At 69.6% G+C, this 14,324-nt stretch carries 16 protein-coding genes and 1 pseudogene; 10 read left to right on the top strand and 7 right to left on the bottom strand.

The window, feature by feature from the left end; translation table 11 throughout:
- Window positions 1-117: 117 nt before the first annotated feature.
- A complete protein-coding gene (locus J7I98_RS15330; RefSeq protein ID WP_251020652.1) occupies window positions 118-1,752 on the bottom strand; it encodes a glycoside hydrolase family 20 protein in 1,635 nt (544 codons plus the stop codon).
- A gap of 164 nt (window positions 1,753-1,916) precedes the next feature.
- Here J7I98_RS15330 and J7I98_RS15325 point away from each other — a divergent pair, with 164 nt between their 5' ends.
- The 6 genes from J7I98_RS15325 to J7I98_RS15300 all read left to right on the top strand — a co-directional run bounded on the left by J7I98_RS15325 (window position 1,917) and on the right by J7I98_RS15300 (window position 6,717).
- Window positions 1,917-2,513, top strand: a complete 597-nt coding sequence (locus J7I98_RS15325; protein WP_214921316.1) for a 2-oxo-4-hydroxy-4-carboxy-5-ureidoimidazoline decarboxylase — start codon at window positions 1,917-1,919, stop codon at window positions 2,511-2,513.
- Between the two features lie 148 nt (window positions 2,514-2,661).
- A complete protein-coding gene (sdhC, locus tag J7I98_RS15320) occupies window positions 2,662-3,042 on the top strand; it encodes a succinate dehydrogenase, cytochrome b556 subunit (RefSeq protein WP_214921237.1) in 381 nt (126 codons plus the stop codon).
- Window positions 3,043-3,049: 7 nt separating this feature from the next.
- A complete protein-coding gene (locus tag J7I98_RS15315; protein ID WP_214921236.1) occupies window positions 3,050-3,523 on the top strand; it encodes a succinate dehydrogenase hydrophobic membrane anchor subunit in 474 nt (157 codons plus the stop codon).
- Between the two features lie 22 nt (window positions 3,524-3,545).
- Window positions 3,546-5,300 carry a succinate dehydrogenase flavoprotein subunit gene (gene sdhA, locus J7I98_RS15310; protein WP_214921235.1) on the top strand — a complete coding sequence of 585 codons (1,755 nt, stop codon included), beginning with the start codon at window positions 3,546-3,548 and terminating at the stop codon, window positions 5,298-5,300.
- Window positions 5,300-6,067 (top strand): succinate dehydrogenase iron-sulfur subunit, encoded by a 768-nt coding sequence (locus J7I98_RS15305; protein WP_214921234.1) that lies wholly within the window; start codon window positions 5,300-5,302, stop codon window positions 6,065-6,067. Before sdhA ends, J7I98_RS15305 begins: the two co-directional genes overlap by 1 nt.
- Before the next feature lie 125 nt (window positions 6,068-6,192).
- Entirely contained in the window at window positions 6,193-6,717 is a 525-nt protein-coding gene (locus tag J7I98_RS15300) for a hypothetical protein (RefSeq protein WP_214921233.1), read from the top strand.
- Here J7I98_RS15300 and J7I98_RS15295 read toward each other — a convergent pair.
- Window positions 6,693-7,015 (bottom strand): annotated as a pseudogene (locus J7I98_RS15295) (Lrp/AsnC ligand binding domain-containing protein); the annotation flags it as partial. The gene J7I98_RS15300 and the pseudogene J7I98_RS15295 sit on opposite strands and share 25 nt — an antisense overlap.
- A gap of 94 nt (window positions 7,016-7,109) precedes the next feature.
- On the opposite strand from J7I98_RS15295, the gene J7I98_RS15290 reads away from it, so the two are divergent.
- The 3 genes from J7I98_RS15290 to J7I98_RS15280 are packed head-to-tail and all read left to right on the top strand — an operon-like array spanning window position 7,110 to window position 8,685.
- Window positions 7,110-7,553 (top strand): hypothetical protein, encoded by a 444-nt coding sequence (locus tag J7I98_RS15290; protein WP_214921232.1) that lies wholly within the window; start codon window positions 7,110-7,112, stop codon window positions 7,551-7,553.
- Window positions 7,554-7,558: 5 nt separating this feature from the next.
- Window positions 7,559-7,969: a thiol-disulfide oxidoreductase DCC family protein gene (locus J7I98_RS15285; protein WP_214921315.1), complete on the top strand. Its 411-nt coding sequence runs from the start codon at window positions 7,559-7,561 to the stop codon at window positions 7,967-7,969.
- An 11-nt stretch (window positions 7,970-7,980) separates the two neighbouring features.
- Entirely contained in the window at window positions 7,981-8,685 is a 705-nt protein-coding gene (locus J7I98_RS15280) for a TetR/AcrR family transcriptional regulator (protein WP_214921231.1), read from the top strand.
- Window positions 8,686-8,764: 79 nt separating this feature from the next.
- Here J7I98_RS15280 and J7I98_RS15275 read toward each other — a convergent pair whose 3' ends face one another.
- Together J7I98_RS15275 and J7I98_RS15270 are read right to left on the bottom strand one after the other, a co-directional pair.
- On the bottom strand, window positions 8,765-10,090 hold the full coding sequence (locus tag J7I98_RS15275) for a metallophosphoesterase (RefSeq protein WP_214921230.1): 1,326 nt from the start codon (window positions 10,088-10,090) through the stop codon (window positions 8,765-8,767).
- 8 nt (window positions 10,091-10,098) lie between these two features.
- Entirely contained in the window at window positions 10,099-10,350 is a 252-nt protein-coding gene (locus tag J7I98_RS15270) for an SCO4848 family membrane protein (protein ID WP_214921229.1), read from the bottom strand.
- A 124-nt stretch (window positions 10,351-10,474) separates the two neighbouring features.
- On the opposite strand from J7I98_RS15270, the gene J7I98_RS15265 reads away from it, so the two are divergent.
- Entirely contained in the window at window positions 10,475-11,746 is a 1,272-nt protein-coding gene (locus tag J7I98_RS15265; RefSeq protein WP_308377789.1) for a D-alanyl-D-alanine carboxypeptidase, read from the top strand.
- Here J7I98_RS15265 and J7I98_RS15260 read toward each other — a convergent pair.
- The 3 genes from J7I98_RS15260 to J7I98_RS15250 all read right to left on the bottom strand — a co-directional run bounded on the left by J7I98_RS15260 (window position 11,694) and on the right by J7I98_RS15250 (window position 14,224).
- Entirely contained in the window at window positions 11,694-12,659 is a 966-nt protein-coding gene (locus tag J7I98_RS15260) for a YihY/virulence factor BrkB family protein (protein WP_214921227.1), read from the bottom strand. The two genes, J7I98_RS15265 and J7I98_RS15260, sit on opposite strands and share 53 nt — an antisense overlap.
- Window positions 12,660-12,726: 67 nt before the next feature.
- On the bottom strand, window positions 12,727-13,692 hold the full coding sequence (locus J7I98_RS15255; RefSeq protein ID WP_374225126.1) for a decaprenyl-phosphate phosphoribosyltransferase: 966 nt from the start codon (window positions 13,690-13,692) through the stop codon (window positions 12,727-12,729).
- Window positions 13,685-14,224, bottom strand: a complete 540-nt coding sequence (locus tag J7I98_RS15250) for a phosphatase PAP2 family protein (RefSeq protein WP_214921226.1) — start codon at window positions 14,222-14,224, stop codon at window positions 13,685-13,687. The genes J7I98_RS15255 and J7I98_RS15250 overlap by 8 nt, the downstream gene beginning before the upstream one ends.
- Between the last annotated feature and the right edge of the window lie 100 nt (window positions 14,225-14,324).

Genomic DNA, 14,324 nt, shown 5'->3' with positions numbered 1-14,324 from the left:
CCCCAAGAGCGCCGGGACGCCCCTCCCCAGAGGCGTACGGATGTGCGGACGCCTGCCGGCGGCTGCGTGCGGAACATACGCTGCCGCCGGCCGGGCCGTCCATCACGATTCCGCAGCTCAGCCCGTACGCTCGGCCAGCGCCTTGAAGCCCTCCCAGCTGAGGGCCGGCTTGTCCGGGTCCCAGGTCTTCTGGGCGAGGGCGCGCAGCGGCAGGTGGATGCCGCGCGCGACCTGCTCCTGCGTCTGCGCGTTCGACAGGTCGCACCAGACGGCGAGGCGGCCGCCGAGGATCTGGCCCGAGTAGCGCGCCGGTACGGGGGCCGTGCCGCGCAGGACGAGCGGGGTCCAGTCCTCGTAGATGCGGCGGCCCGTCGGGTAGGTGAAGGTGTTCGGCTCACCGAGTACGTAGTAGAGGTACTCGTCGTTGGCGTTGACCAGGTCGCGTCCCTCGTTCAGGTACTCAATGGGCTGCCGCGCGCCCAGCTCCTTGCCGGTCCAGTACTCGACCTCGCGGTCCTGGTCGGCCTTGACGACGCCGCCGGCGTGGAGGCCGTCGTTCCATGCCTTGAGGCGCTTGCCGTGGGGGCGCAGCGTCTCGGCGCGGTCGTTCAGCCAGCCGGTGGCCAGGTCCTGGATCTTCGCGTCGGGGCCGTACGAGCGGACGGCCTGGCGGGCGAGTCCCGGGTACGACGCCTCGGGGTCCCGCTTCATCAGCGCCTGGTACTCGTCGCCGCCGAGGTGCCAGTAGCGGCCGGGGAAGACGTCGGCGTACTCGCGCAGCAGGTCGTCCACGATCCGCGCCGATTCGGGGTTGGCGATGTCCACGGCGCCGGGCGCCGCCACGCCACTGGTGTCGCGCAGCTGGAGTCCGGGGTGCGTGCGCGTCACCGCGCCGAGATGGCCGGGCGAGTCGATCTCCGGGATCACCGTGATGTGGCGGCTCGCGGCCAGCTTCACGATGCGCCGGACCTCGGCCTTGGTGAGGTGCTGCTCGGAGACGACCTCGGGGTGGCTGTCCGATGCGATACGGAAGCCCTGGTCGTCGGAGAAGTGCAGGCCGAGCTGGTTGAGCTTGAGGTCGGCCATCTCGCGGACGGTGTCCTCGATCCACCCGGCGGTGAAGTGCTTGCGCGCGATGTCGAGCATCAGCCCGCGCTGCGGCTTGGCGGGGCGGTCGCGGACGACACCCTCCGACAGCCGGCCGTCGGCGTTCAGGGCCTGCTTGACGGTGCGGGTCCCGTAGAAGACACCGGCCTCGTCGGCGCCTGTGACGCGTACACGCCCGTCACGCACGGTGAGGGTGTACGACTCGGGGGCACCCCCGGGCACGATCGCGAGCTCGATGTCACCCGCGCGGCCGGACCCGGCGGGCGAGAAGCCCCGCTTCAGTTCCTGGGCCAGGAGCTTTCCCTCGTCGGCGAGCGCCCGGCTGTTGTCCGGTGCCACGACGACCCGCGTGCCACGGCCGGGCTGCCAGCCGGGGCCGGTCGCGGCGTCGTATTCCCGCACCGACGGGATGGCGCCGGGAGCCTTGGACGGCCCCGCCGGCGCGGACGGCGCCGCCGTCCTGGAGGGTGCCGCCGCCGGCTTCGAGGGCGCCGCCGGCTTGGGGGACGCCGTCTTGGACGGTGCTGACGGCGCTGCCGGTGCCGCCGTCGGCGCGGACGGCTTGGACGGTACGGCGAGGGCTATGAGCGGGATGGACAGGGAGACGGCGGCCACGGCCAGCGGGCCCCGGAATTGCGACATCATTGGGCGAACGATGCCGAATGGGCCACCAAACTTCCACAATGTGTGCCCAAACTCTCCCGTCCGGGTGAAATCGCCGCATCCGTCGGACAGCCCTCCCGGACCGTCGATAGCGTTGCGGCACACCAGCACCGCCCTTCTCGTCGGTCCCATTCGAGGAGCTCACGCTGTCCGGTCGAACGCCCGTACCCCAGCAGAAGCACGGACCGGCGGTCGCAGCCGGTCTCGACCGGTTCAATGCCGCGCCCGCCGGCGCCGCCGAAGCCGCCCTGCTCGCCTGCTGCGGCAGCCGCCGCTGGGCGCAGCGGCTGGTCGCGCACCGCCCGTACCCCGACCTCGAATCCCTGCTCGCCGCGGCCGACGAGGCGGCGTACGACCTGTCCTGCGACGAGATCTCCGGCGCCCTGGCCGACGAGTCCTCCGCGGGCCTGCGCGACGGCGCCCCCGCCAGCGCGCGCACCGCGCTGCGCGCCGCCCACGCCGCGTACGAGAGCAGCTTCGGCCACGCCTTCGTGATCTGCCTGGACGGCCTGCGCCCGGAGGAGCAGCTCAACCAGGTGCTCGGCGGGATCCGCACCCGGCTGGGCAACGAACCGGACGAGGAGCGGGCCGTCGCCGCCGACGAACTGCGCAGGCTGGCACGCGGACGGCTCGCCCACCTCGTATCCGAACCTCAGAAATCCGTTGATTTCCTGGAAAATGCTGACCATCCTGGCCACACCGGCCGCCCTGACCGGCCCGATAGCCCGTCCGTGGCTGTTTGATTGCCACTTTGATCACACCTGTCGACCCCGCGCGAACGAACCGACAAGTCGTCGCTACGATGGCCGGGGCCGGTGGACCGTACCCGGCCGGGCCAGACCGACAGAGAAGCCGGCATGGCCCCAATCCCCGCTCCCGGAGGGTTTTTCCGTGCCGGCTGGAACGCTGTATCGCGGCCGGGAAGGTATGTGGTCCTGGGTGGCTCATCGAGTCACCGGCGTCCTCATTTTCTTCTTCCTGTTCGTACACGTCCTCGACACCGCTCTCGTCCGCGTCTCTCCCGAGGCGTATGACGATGTCGTGGCCACCTACAAGACCCCTCTCGTGGCACTGCTCGAGTACGGCCTTGTCGCCGCCATCCTGTTCCACGCGCTGAACGGCCTCAGGGTCGTCGCCGTGGACTTCTGGTCCAAGGGCCCCCGCTACCAGAAGCAGATGCTCTGGACCGTCATGGGCATCTGGATCGTGCTGATGGCCGGCGCGCTCTACCCCGTGCTCGGCCACGCCGTACGCGAAGTCTTCGGGAGCTGACGCAGACATGTCTGAGACCACTTCCGCAGTCGGTCCCGTCGAGGGCGAGAGCCTCTACGACGTGGACAACCCGGCTCCCGTAATTGAAGCCCCCCGCGTTCGCACCAAGAAGACGCCCAGGACGACACGCACGAACTTCGAGCTGTACGGCTGGCTGTTCATGCGGCTGTCCGGCATCGTTCTGGTCGTCCTGGTCCTCGGCCACCTGCTGATCCAGCTCGTGCTGGACGGCGGCGTGTCCAAGATCGGCTTCGCCTTCGTGGCCGGCCGCTGGGCCTCGCCGTTCTGGCAGACCTGGGACCTGCTCATGCTGTGGCTCGCGATGCTGCACGGCGCCAACGGCCTGCGTACCGTCATCAACGACTACGCGGAGCGGCCCAACACCCGCTTCTGGCTGAAGAACCTGCTGTACACCGCCACGGTGTTCACCGTCCTTCTGGGCACGCTGGTGATCTTCACCTTCGACCCGAACATCCGCTAGGCCCGGGGCTGAGGCAACCACCATGAAGATTCACAAGTACGACACCGTCATCGTCGGCGCCGGTGGCGCCGGCATGCGCGCGGCCATCGAGTCGACAAAGCGCAGCCGCACCGCCGTGCTGACAAAGCTGTACCCGACCAGGTCCCACACGGGCGCCGCGCAGGGCGGCATGGCCGCCGCGCTGGCGAACGTGGAGGAGGACAACTGGGAGTGGCACACCTTCGACACGATCAAGGGCGGCGACTACCTGGTCGACCAGGACGCCGCCGAGATCCTGGCGAAGGAGGCCATCGACTCGGTTCTCGACCTCGAGAAGATGGGCCTGCCGTTCAACCGCACCCCGGACGGCACCATCGACCAGCGCCGCTTCGGCGGTCACTCCCGCAACCACGGTGAGGCCCCGGTCCGCCGGTCCTGCTACGCGTCGGACCGCACCGGCCACATGATCCTCCAGACGCTGTACCAGAACTGCGTCAAGGAGGGTGTGGAGTTCTTCAACGAGTTCTACGTCCTGGACCTGCTGATGCAGGACGTAGACGGGGTCAAGAAGTCCGCGGGCGTCGTCGCGTACGAGCTGGCGACCGGCGAGATCCACGTCTTCCAGGCGAAGGCGATCATCTTCGCCTCCGGCGGCACCGGCAAGTTCTTCAAGGTGACGTCGAACGCGCACACCCTGACCGGTGACGGCCAGGCAGCGGCGTACCGCCGCGGTCTGCCGCTGGAGGACATGGAGTTCTTCCAGTTCCACCCGACGGGCATCTGGCGCATGGGCATCCTGCTGACGGAGGGCGCCCGTGGTGAGGGCGGCATCCTCCGCAACAAGGACGGCGAGCGCTTCATGGAGAAGTACGCGCCGGTCATGAAGGACCTCGCGTCCCGTGACGTCGTCTCGCGCTCCATCTACACCGAGATCCGCGAGGGCCGCGGCTGCGGGCCCGAGGGCGACCACGTCTTCCTCGACCTGACGCACCTGCCGCCGGAGCAGCTCGACGCGAAGCTCCCGGACATCACGGAGTTCGCGCGTACGTACCTGGGCATCGAGCCGTACACGGACCCGATCCCGATCCAGCCGACCGCGCACTACGCCATGGGCGGCATCCCGACGAACGTCAGGGGTGAGGTCCTCGCGGACAACACCACGGTCGTTCCGGGTCTGTACGCCGCCGGTGAGGTCGCCTGCGTGTCGGTGCACGGCGCGAACCGTCTGGGTACGAACTCGCTGCTGGACATCAACGTCTTCGGCAAGCGCGCCGGCATCGCCGCCGCGGAGTACTCGGCCGTGAGCGACTACGTCGAGCTTCCCGAGGACCCGGCGTCGCTCGTCGTCGCGCAGGTCGAGCGCCTGCGCAGCAACACCGGCAGCGAGCGGGTACACGACATCCGCCGGGAGCTGCAGGAGACGATGGACGCCAACGTGATGGTGTTCCGTACCGAGCAGACGATCAAGACGGCGGTCGAGAAGATCGGCGAGCTGCGCGAGCGTTACCTCAACGTCTCGATCCAGGACAAGGGCAAGCGGTTCAACACCGACCTGCTGGAGGCCATCGAGCTGGGCAACCTGCTCGACCTGGCCGAGGTCATGGCCGTGTCCGCCCTGGCGCGCAAGGAGTCCCGCGGCGGTCACTACCGCGAGGACTACCCGAACCGCGACGACGTCAACTTCATGCGCCACACCATGGCGTACCGCGAGGTGGGCGACGACGGCTCCGAGTCGATCCGGCTCGACTACAAGCCGGTCGTCCAGACCCGCTACCAGCCGATGGAGCGTAAGTACTGATGGCTACCCCGACTCTGGACAAGGTCGACGACGCGAAGCCCGCGGCCGTCCCCTCGCCGTACATCACGGTCACGTTCCGGATCCGCCGCTTCAACCCGGAGATCTCCGCCGAGGCCGAGTGGCAGGACTTCCCGATCGAGATCGACCCGAAGGAGCGTGTGCTCGACGGTCTCCACAAGATCAAGTGGGAGACCGACGGCACGCTCACCTTCCGCCGCTCATGCGCGCACGGCATCTGCGGCTCCGACGCGATGCGGATCAACGGCAAGAACAGGCTCGCCTGCAAGACGCTGATCAAGGACATCAACCCGGAGAAGCCGATCACGGTCGAGGCCATCAAGGGCCTCACGGTCCTCAAGGACCTCGTGGTCGACATGGACCCGTTCTTCCAGGCGTACCGCGATGTCATGCCCTTCCTCATCACGAAGGGCAACGAGCCGACGCGCGAGCGTCTGCAGTCCGCCGAGGACCGCGAGCGGTTCGACGACACCACCAAGTGCATCCTGTGCGCCGCGTGCACGTCCTCGTGCCCGGTGTTCTGGAACGACGGCCAGTACTTCGGCCCGGCGGCGATCGTCAACGCGCACCGCTTCATCTTCGACTCGCGTGACGAGGGCGGCGAGCAGCGGCTGGAGATCCTGAACGACAAGGACGGCGTGTGGCGTTGCCGTACGACGTTCAACTGCACGGACGCCTGCCCGCGCGGTATCGAGGTCACGAAGGCGATCCAGGAAGTCAAGCGTGCGCTGATCACGCGCCGCTTCTAGTTCCTCCTGGCGCTTGCGCTGTTTCTGTACGAAGGCCCGTCCCCGGTGCGAACGGGGGGCGGGCTTTCGCCATGGTGTGCCAGGATCAGGGGTATTGCAGGCGCGCCGAGGGGAGCACGGGGAACATGAGCGAGCAGAATCCGAATCCGTACGCGGCGGACGGTGACCCGAACGGGAACTACCAGTGGGGTCCGACTCCGGGTTACGGATACCCCAACAACGCGCCCGGGTACGGCTATCCGCAGCAGCCGACGGTGGCCGACGGTACGCCGATGCCCTACACCGGGGCTCCGGCGGGCGGCGGGGGTGCGCCGCTGATGTCGATCGGTGACATCACCGTCATGAACGACGGGATCGTGACGCCGTCGGGCACGATGCCGCTCAAGGGCGCGGTGTGGACGGCGACCGACATGTCGCGCACGGAGGAGAAGATCCCGACGGTCGCGATCGTGCTGGCGATCATCTTCGCCCTGTTCTGCCTGATCGGGCTGCTCTTCCTCCTGATGAAGGAGAAGCAGACGACCGGTTTCATCCAGGTCACGGTCACCAGTGGCGGCCGGCACCACTCGACGATGGTCCCGGCCGTCGGTCCCCACTCCTTCCACATGATCATGGGCCAGATCAACTACGCCCGCTCGCTCAGCGTCTGAGACTCGTGCGGTGTCACCGGCCGTTCGAAGAACCTCTCCGGCGACACCGTCGCCCGGGTGCCGCTGACACCGTCGGTCTCGTACAACCGGCGTAATACGTCCCGCAGTTGCTCCGTGGCCGACGTCCGCACCTTGACCGGCACGGAAGCACTGCCCGCGATGACGTGCGCCTCCTTGATCCCGGGGATCGCCGCGAAGGCGTCCGCCGAGTCCCCCGTCCACGCCGACGACTGAACGTCGGCGAATGTCGGCGTTCGCCGCGCCCGAGCGCCGCCGGGTCGACCTCCACCGCCGTACGCCCCGACGCCCGGGCTCCGTGCTTGAACATGTTCAAAAATAGGTCTAGATTCCTTCCTGCCAGCCTTTTGAACACGTTCAAGAAGGGGTGGGGTATGGACCTCACTGTTGTCGCCTACGTCGTCTACCTGCTGATCAGCGTCGCGCTCACCATCTGGGTCGCGCGGACGCTGAGCCGCAACGGGCGCATCTTCATCGCGAGCGTCCTGCACGGGGACGAGAAGCTCGCCGACGCGGTCAACCACCTCCTGGTGGTCGGCTTCTACCTGGTCAACCTCGGGTTCGTCGCCCTCTACCTCAAGGCGGCGGACGCCGTCGAGGACGCCCGAGGGCTCTTCGAGGCGCTCTCGGTGAAGCTCGGTGTCGTCCTGCTCGTCCTCGGCGTCATGCACCTCGGCAATGTCTGGGTCCTCAACAAGATCCGGCGGCGGAGCATCATGGAGCGCGAGCAGGTCCCGCCGGTTCCGCCGCAGGGCTGGACGGACCAGGCCGGTCAGGGCCCGTGGGCCGCTCCCGCCACCGGTCCCGCCGGGGCGTGAGCGCGATGGGCCGCACCCCGGTCAGCAGACTGACAGTCCTGTACGACGCCCAGTGCTCCCTCTGCGTCCACCTGCGGAGCTGGCTGATGCGCCAACGCCAGCTCGTACCGCTGGACCTGGTCCCGGCCGGCTCGGTCGAGGCGCGGCGCCGGTATCCGCGCCTCGACCACGCCCGCACCCTGCGGGAGATCACCGTCATCGGTGACAAGGGCCAGATCTACGCCGGGCCCGCCGCCTTCGTCGTGTGCCTCTGGGCCCTGGCTGAGCACCGGCCCAGAGCCCACTGGCTCGCCACCCCGGCGGGCGCCCCCTTCGTACGGGTCTCGATGCTCGCGGCGGCCAAGTACCGCGAGGCGACGGGGGCCGGGGCGGCCGGGGGAACGCCCTGCGACGACCGGTGCTCCGTACCCGGTTAGGCTCGGACACCGTGAAAGAAGACAAGGCCCCCAAGAGCGAGCAGACCCGCACGCTCATCCTCGAGACCGCGCTCCAGCTCTTCCAGGACCGCGGTTACGACAAGACGACCATGCGGGCCATCGCCAAGGAGGCGGGAGTCTCCGTAGGGAACGCGTACTACTACTTCGGCTCCAAGGAACACCTCGTCCAGGGCTTCTACGACCGGATCGCCGCCGAACACCAGGCGGCGGTCCGTCCCGTACTGGACAAGGAGACCGATCTGGAAGCGCGGATGGCCGGGGTGCTGAAGGCCTGGCTGGACATCGCCGCGCCGTACCACGAGTTCGCGGCCCAGTTCTTCAAGAACGCCGCGGACCCCGAGAGCCCGCTGAGCCCCTTCTCCCCCGAGTCGGAGCACGCCCGCGAGGCGGCCATCGCCGTCCACCGGGAGGTGCTGGCCGGCTCCAAGGCCAAGGTCGCCGAGGAACTCCGGGACATCCTGCCGGAGTTGATGTGGCTCTCCCAGATGGGACTCGTCCTGTACTGGGTGTTCGACCGCTCCGAGGACCGGGAACGCAGCCGCCGCCTGGCCGAACGCGGCGCCCGCCTCACCGCCCGCGGGGTCGCGCTCGCCCGCTTCCGGGTGCTGCGTCCGCTCGTACGCGAAGTGCACGAGCTGTTCACGGACTTCCTGCCGGGGATGGCCCAGACGGTGGCCTCGCACAAGGCGCACTGACCGCAACGCGGACGGACAGCTAGGCGGGCCGACAGCCAGGCGGACCGACCGTCGGCCGGGCCCGGCGGCGGTCGTGCGCCTACGCCCGGCGTGAAGCCAGTTCGACCACCGTGATGTCGGACTCCGCCCCCACGCGCACCGGCGGCCCCCACGCCCCCGCACCCCGCGAGACGTACAGCTGGGTGTCGCCGTACCGCTCGAGGCCGGCCAGCGTCGGGTTCGCGCGGGCGGCGATGAAGTTGCCGGGCCAGAGCTGGCCGCCGTGCGTGTGGCCGGATAGCTGCAGATCCACGCCGTGCTTCACAGCGTCGTGGATGACGACCGGCTGATGCGCGAGCAGCACCGAGGCCCGCGTACGGTCGCGGTCCCCCAACGCGCGTACGAAGTCCGGTCCCTGTCCTTCGCTCTCGCCCGCGACGTCGTTGACCCCGGCGAGGTCGAAGCCTGCGATCTCGACCCGGTCGTTCTCCAGCGGCCGCAGCCCGAGCTCACGCACGTGCTCGACCCACTGCTCCGCACCGGAGAAGTACTCGTGATTGCCGGTGACGAAGTACGACCCGTGCCGCGCCTCCAGCTGCGCGAGCGGCTCGGCGGCGTACTCCAGGTCGGCCACGCTCCCGTCGACGAGGTCGCCGACGACGGCCACCAGATCGGGCTGGGTGGCGTTGATCGTGTCGACGATGCGCTGGGTGTGGGCGCGGCCGAGAATCGGCCCGAGGTGTACGTCGCTGACGACGGCGATCCGGAACCCGTGGGCGCCCCGCGGCAGTTTGGCCAGCGGCACCACGACCCGCTTCACCCGGGGCCCGCGCAGCACCCCGTACGTCCCGTATCCCACCGTCCCCAGAGCCGCGGCCGCCGCGCCTCCGCCGACCACTCGCGAAACGAACAGGCGCCGCGAAACACCGGCCGGTGGCGTGGGCGCTGTGGGGGCCACAGGCGTCGTAGCCGTCGGGGGCATCGTCACCGTGTCCGTACCGCCACCGCTGCCGCTAGCGCTGCCGCTGCCGCTGGAAGACGCACGTCCCGAGCCACTGGAGGCCTCCCCCAACGCCTCGGGAAGCACCGCAGGCGCAGGGGCGGACCGCCGCTCCAACCCCCGGCGCAGCAGGGGCCGTACCGCCTCCCCCACCACCAGCGCCATCACCAGGTACATCAGCACCGCCAGCCACAGATACCCCGGCCAGGACACCACCTGCTGCACCCAGAACGGCGCACCCGCCCGCCCCGAGACCAGCGCACCCACCGTCAGCAGCGGCAGCACCACCACCGCGACCGTGCCCGCGCGCCGGGCAGAGCCGCCGCGCGCCGTCGTGTCGCGGACCAGCCGCCGCCAGACGTACCAGTGCGCCCCACCCAGCACGGCGACCACCACGACCGCACCCGCGAGGAGACCCAAGACCATGCCCACAGTTATCCCCGGCTCCGCTCACGTCGAAGGGTGCGCACTCCACGCAACCCGATCACCCCAACGGCCGTCCCCAGAAGAAAGGACGTAACGGCAAGCAGCAGATGCACCCAGAAGTACGTGGTCGGGTCACCCGCGTCGTCAAAGGCGAGCCCGCTGGCGTCCTTCCACAGATTCCGAGCGAAAGTGACCCAGATGAACCAGCTCCACACCCCGAAGGCGAGCAGGAACCAGGAGACGGAGCGGCTGAGCTTCATAGGCTCAGTATCACCGCCGTCCCCGGGCCCCCGCCGCCCGGGGGCTGGGCTGTCCCGGCGGAGCTCACGGCGGGTCCCACACGCCCTGTCGGCATCCTTGATCACGCCCTGTACGTTCTCGTCCGTGTCTTCTGTTAAAAAGACCGCACTGACGGTCCTCGCCGCCGCGTTGCTGCCCGCTCTCACCGCCTTGCCCGCGCACGCGGCAGCGACGGACGACAACCCAGGCAGGAAGCAGCCGAACCCACCGTCCGTGATGTCGACGGTCGGTGGATCACAGCTCGGCCGGCCCGGTACGCAGGTGAAGCTCGGCCAGGGTGCGCCGGTGCTGCCGAAGGAGCTGAGCGGCCGGTCGTGGATCGTCGCCGACGCCGAGTCGGGCGCCGTACTCGCGGCGCACAACGCCCACTGGCGGCTGCCTCCCGCGTCGACCATGAAGATGCTCTTCGCGGACACGGTCCTGCCGCGCCTGCCCAAGCGGCAGGTCCACAAGGTGACTCCGGCCGAGCTCGCGAACGTCGGCGAGGGCAGCAGCCTCGTCGGCATCAAGGAGGACCACACCTACACGGTCCACGACATGTGGCTCGGGGTGTTCCTGCGCTCGGGCAATGACGCCGTGCATGTGCTGTCCGCGATGAACGGCGGAATGTCCAAGACCGTACGGGACATGCAGACGCACGCGGAAGAGCTGCAGGCGCTGGACACCTCTGTCGTCTCGCCCGACGGTTACGACGCGAAGGGCCAGGTCAGCAGCGCGTACGACCTGACGCTCATCGCCCGCAGCGGGATGCAGAAGAAGGACTTCCGCGAGTACTGCGCAACGCCGAGCGCCGCCTTCCCCGGTGAGAAGAAGAAGGGGAAGAAGCGCGAGAGCTTCCAGATCCAGAACACCAACCGCCTGCTGACCGGCGACTACGGCATCTCGCCGTACAAGGGCATGGCAGGCATCAAGAACGGCAACACCACCCACGCCGGAGCGACCTTCACCGGTGTCGCCCAGCGCGGTGACAAGGTGCTGCTCGTCACCGTCATGAACCCGTCGGCGAACGAGGGGCACGCCGTCTACAAGGAGGCCGCCCGCCTGCTCGACTGGGGCTTCGCGGCGGCCGGCAAGGTCGCCCCGGTCGGCGAGCTGGTGCCGCCGAAGTCGGCGGAGACCAGCAAGGGCGCCCCGTCCGCCAAGGAACCGGGCGCGGGCAAGGACGCCAAGGGCAAGGGATCGGACACGTCGGAGAAGAACGAGGCGCAGCTCGCCTCGACCGACCACGATTCGAGCGGCGCCGGCGTCGCGCTCGCCATCACGGGCGGCGCGCTGCTGCTGCTTGCCGGCGGGGTGTACCTGGTCAACCGGCGCTGGCCCCTTCCCGCCCTCGTACGTCGTCGTCCCCGCCGCTAGCCGGCTCGTCCCCGCCGCCGGGCTCGTCCCCGCCACCGGTCTCCTCGACGCCGTCGGCCTCCTCGTCGCCGCGCTGCGTCGCCGTCCAGGCGGCGCAGCACAGCAGCAGCTTCGCGCTGAAGTTGATCCACAGGAGCAGGGCGACGGGGACGCCGAAGGCGCCGTACATGCTCCTGGCGGCGACACCCTTCATATAGCCGCCGAGCAGCAGCTTGAGCAGTTCGAAGCCGACGGCGCCGATGAGCGCGGCGGTGAACAGCCGGTGCCTGACCGGCTGCACACCGGGCATCAGCGTCAGCAGATACAGCAGGATGACGAAGTCCGCGCAGACGGCCAGGGCGATGGCGATGATCTGCAGCAGGACGCCGCCCGCACCGCTTCTGGAGATGCCGAGCTGTTCGGCGGTCCAGTCGACGGCGGTCGATCCGACGGAGGAGGCGGCCAGGGACGCGAGCCCGGTCACGCCGAGACCGATCAGCACTCCGGCGTCCTTGAGCTTGCGCAGGACGGGGTTGCCCTCCTCGTCGTCCAGCCCCCATACGGCCCGCAGGCATTCCCTGATGGAGCCGACCCAGCCGATGCCGGTGAAGAGCAGCAGGGCGCCCGCGACGATTCCGACGGTGCCCGCGTTGTCCACGAGTGATCCGAAGTCGAGCTGCCCGGAGATGCCCGGCACCTGCTCGGCGATCTGTCCTTCCAGCCGGTTCAGCTGGTCGTCGGAGAGCAGGGCCGCGGCAATCGCCGCGCCGACGGTGATCAGCGGGAAGAGCGCCAGGAAGCTGAGGAACGTGATCGCGGCGGCCAGCCGGGTCCAGTGGACGCGGTCGAGTGTCTCGTACGTGTGCCAGGCGTGAGTGACCGTCAGCCGTGTCACGAGGGGGCCGACGACGGGCAGTTTCTTCAGCCAGTCCATGGGGTGCGCTTACCCTCCGTCGCGAGATCCAGTGTCCTGGTTGCTGCCGGTTCACAGGTCTGCCGGTTCACAAGTCGGCCACGGCGAGGGCGTACATCGCCGCCCATACGAGCCCGATCACGGCGAGCCCCCGGTCGCGCAGGACGACGTCCTCGGGTGCCCCCGCCGTGCCCCGGTCGGCGAAGACGGCGTACCGCAGCACCGCGAGGATGAAGGCGATCACCGAGAGCTGACGCCAGGGCAGCAGGCTGCCGTTGGCGGTGCCGCCGCTCTCCAGCGCCCACAGGCAGTAGCCGAGCACGGCGACGCCTGCCGCCAACTGCCATACGAAGCGCAGATACCCGGTGGTGTATTCGCCGAGCAGCGCCCGGGTGGCACCGGGCGACTGCGCCCGGTCCGTCATCTGCACGGCCTCCGAGTAGCGCTTGGCGGCGACCATGAAGAGCGCGCCGAAGCCCGCGGTGATCAGGAACCAGCGGGAGAGGGGGATCCGCAGGGCGACGCCGCCGATCATCGCGCGCATCAGGAATCCGCTGGTGACGACGACCAGATCGACGACGAGTACGTGTTTGAGCCATATGCAGTACGCGAGTTGCATGACGACGTACGCCGTCAGGAGGGCGGCGGTCATCGGATTGCACAGCAGGATCGCGGCGGCGGGCGCGAGCAGCGCCAGCAGGCCCCCTGCGGTGTACGCGACGGATGCGGGCACCTGTCCGGCGGCGACGGGGCGGCGGCACTTGACGGGGTGGGCCCGGTCCGCTTCGGCGTCGCGCGCGTCGTTGACAAGGTAGACGGCGGACGAGGCAGCGGTGAACAGTGCGAAGACCACGGCCAGTTGGGTGAGGGTGTGCCGGGAAGCCAGTTCTCCGGCGGCGGCGGGCGCGGCGACGACCAGGGTGTTCTTGACCCACTGGCGGGGGCGCGCGGTGCGCAGCAGCCCGCCGGACATGCTCAGGGAGCGGCGAACGGGGTCTCCCGGCGGGGAGCGCAGGGGCTCGGTGATCAGTGCCGTGATGCCGCGCTCAGACACTCCCTGCTCCCCCGTCGACCGCGGCGGGCGGCCGCGTCATCCAGGCCGCCCCGAGCCCGGCCGTGAGCCCGCCGAGCAGGGCGCCCGCCGCGACATCGGTCGGGTAGTGGACGCCGACGACCAGCCGGGACACGCACATGGCCGCGGCCAGCGGCGCCGCGATGTTGCCGCCGCCGGGGCGCAGCGCGCCGAAGGCCACTGCGGCGGCGGCCGCCGAAGCCGCGTGCGAGCTGGGGAAGGAGTGCCGCCCGGCGGTACGTACCAGGGGCTCCAGGGCGGGGAGTTGGGGGCGGGCGCGGCGTACGGCCAGCTTGACGGCCATGCTCGCGAGGTGTGCCGCGCCGATCAGTGCCGTACCGCGCAGCCAGGCCCGGCGGTGGTCGTGGTCGGCGCCCGCGCCCAGCAGGCCGGCGGCGATCCAGACGGCGCCGTGCTCGCCGCACCAGGAGAGCCCGCGGGCGGCGGCCGCGACGTGCGGGTCCGTACCGCAGTCCCGCATGGCCGACAGCAGACGGCGATCGGCTTCTCGCATCTGTCACCCCTCTCCCGCTCTCCACTTCAGTTAATCCCACTATTCACGACAAGGTGGCTCAATCACGCAATTGACACCTTTATGGGCTATACGGGGCCAG

Origin of the sequence: Streptomyces sp. ISL-98, from assembly GCF_018614055.1 — a bacterium.
Lineage (GTDB): Bacteria > Actinomycetota > Actinomycetes > Streptomycetales > Streptomycetaceae > Streptomyces > Streptomyces spiramyceticus.
Note: the sequence above shows the minus strand (reverse complement) of the source record. Positions and strands in the feature narration are given on the sequence as shown.

Excerpts from the sequence above, each read along its gene's own strand:
- J7I98_RS15330 (WP_251020652.1), bottom strand. The coding sequence starts at position 1,752 with ATGATGTCGCAATTCCGGGGCCCGCTGGCCGTGGCCGCCGTCTCCCTG.
- J7I98_RS15315 (WP_214921236.1), top strand. The coding sequence starts at position 3,050 with ATGTCTGAGACCACTTCCGCAGTCGGTCCCGTCGAGGGCGAGAGCCTC.
- sdhA (WP_214921235.1), top strand. The coding sequence starts at position 3,546 with ATGAAGATTCACAAGTACGACACCGTCATCGTCGGCGCCGGTGGCGCC.
- J7I98_RS15305 (WP_214921234.1), top strand. The coding sequence starts at position 5,300 with ATGGCTACCCCGACTCTGGACAAGGTCGACGACGCGAAGCCCGCGGCC.
- J7I98_RS15300 (WP_214921233.1), top strand. The coding sequence starts at position 6,193 with ATGAGCGAGCAGAATCCGAATCCGTACGCGGCGGACGGTGACCCGAAC.
- J7I98_RS15290 (WP_214921232.1), top strand. The coding sequence starts at position 7,110 with ATGGACCTCACTGTTGTCGCCTACGTCGTCTACCTGCTGATCAGCGTC.
- J7I98_RS15285 (WP_214921315.1), top strand. The coding sequence starts at position 7,559 with ATGGGCCGCACCCCGGTCAGCAGACTGACAGTCCTGTACGACGCCCAG.
- J7I98_RS15275 (WP_214921230.1), bottom strand. The coding sequence starts at position 10,090 with ATGGTCTTGGGTCTCCTCGCGGGTGCGGTCGTGGTGGTCGCCGTGCTG.
- J7I98_RS15270 (WP_214921229.1), bottom strand. The coding sequence starts at position 10,350 with ATGAAGCTCAGCCGCTCCGTCTCCTGGTTCCTGCTCGCCTTCGGGGTG.
- J7I98_RS15260 (WP_214921227.1), bottom strand. The coding sequence starts at position 12,659 with ATGGACTGGCTGAAGAAACTGCCCGTCGTCGGCCCCCTCGTGACACGG.
- J7I98_RS15250 (WP_214921226.1), bottom strand. The coding sequence starts at position 14,224 with ATGCGAGAAGCCGATCGCCGTCTGCTGTCGGCCATGCGGGACTGCGGT.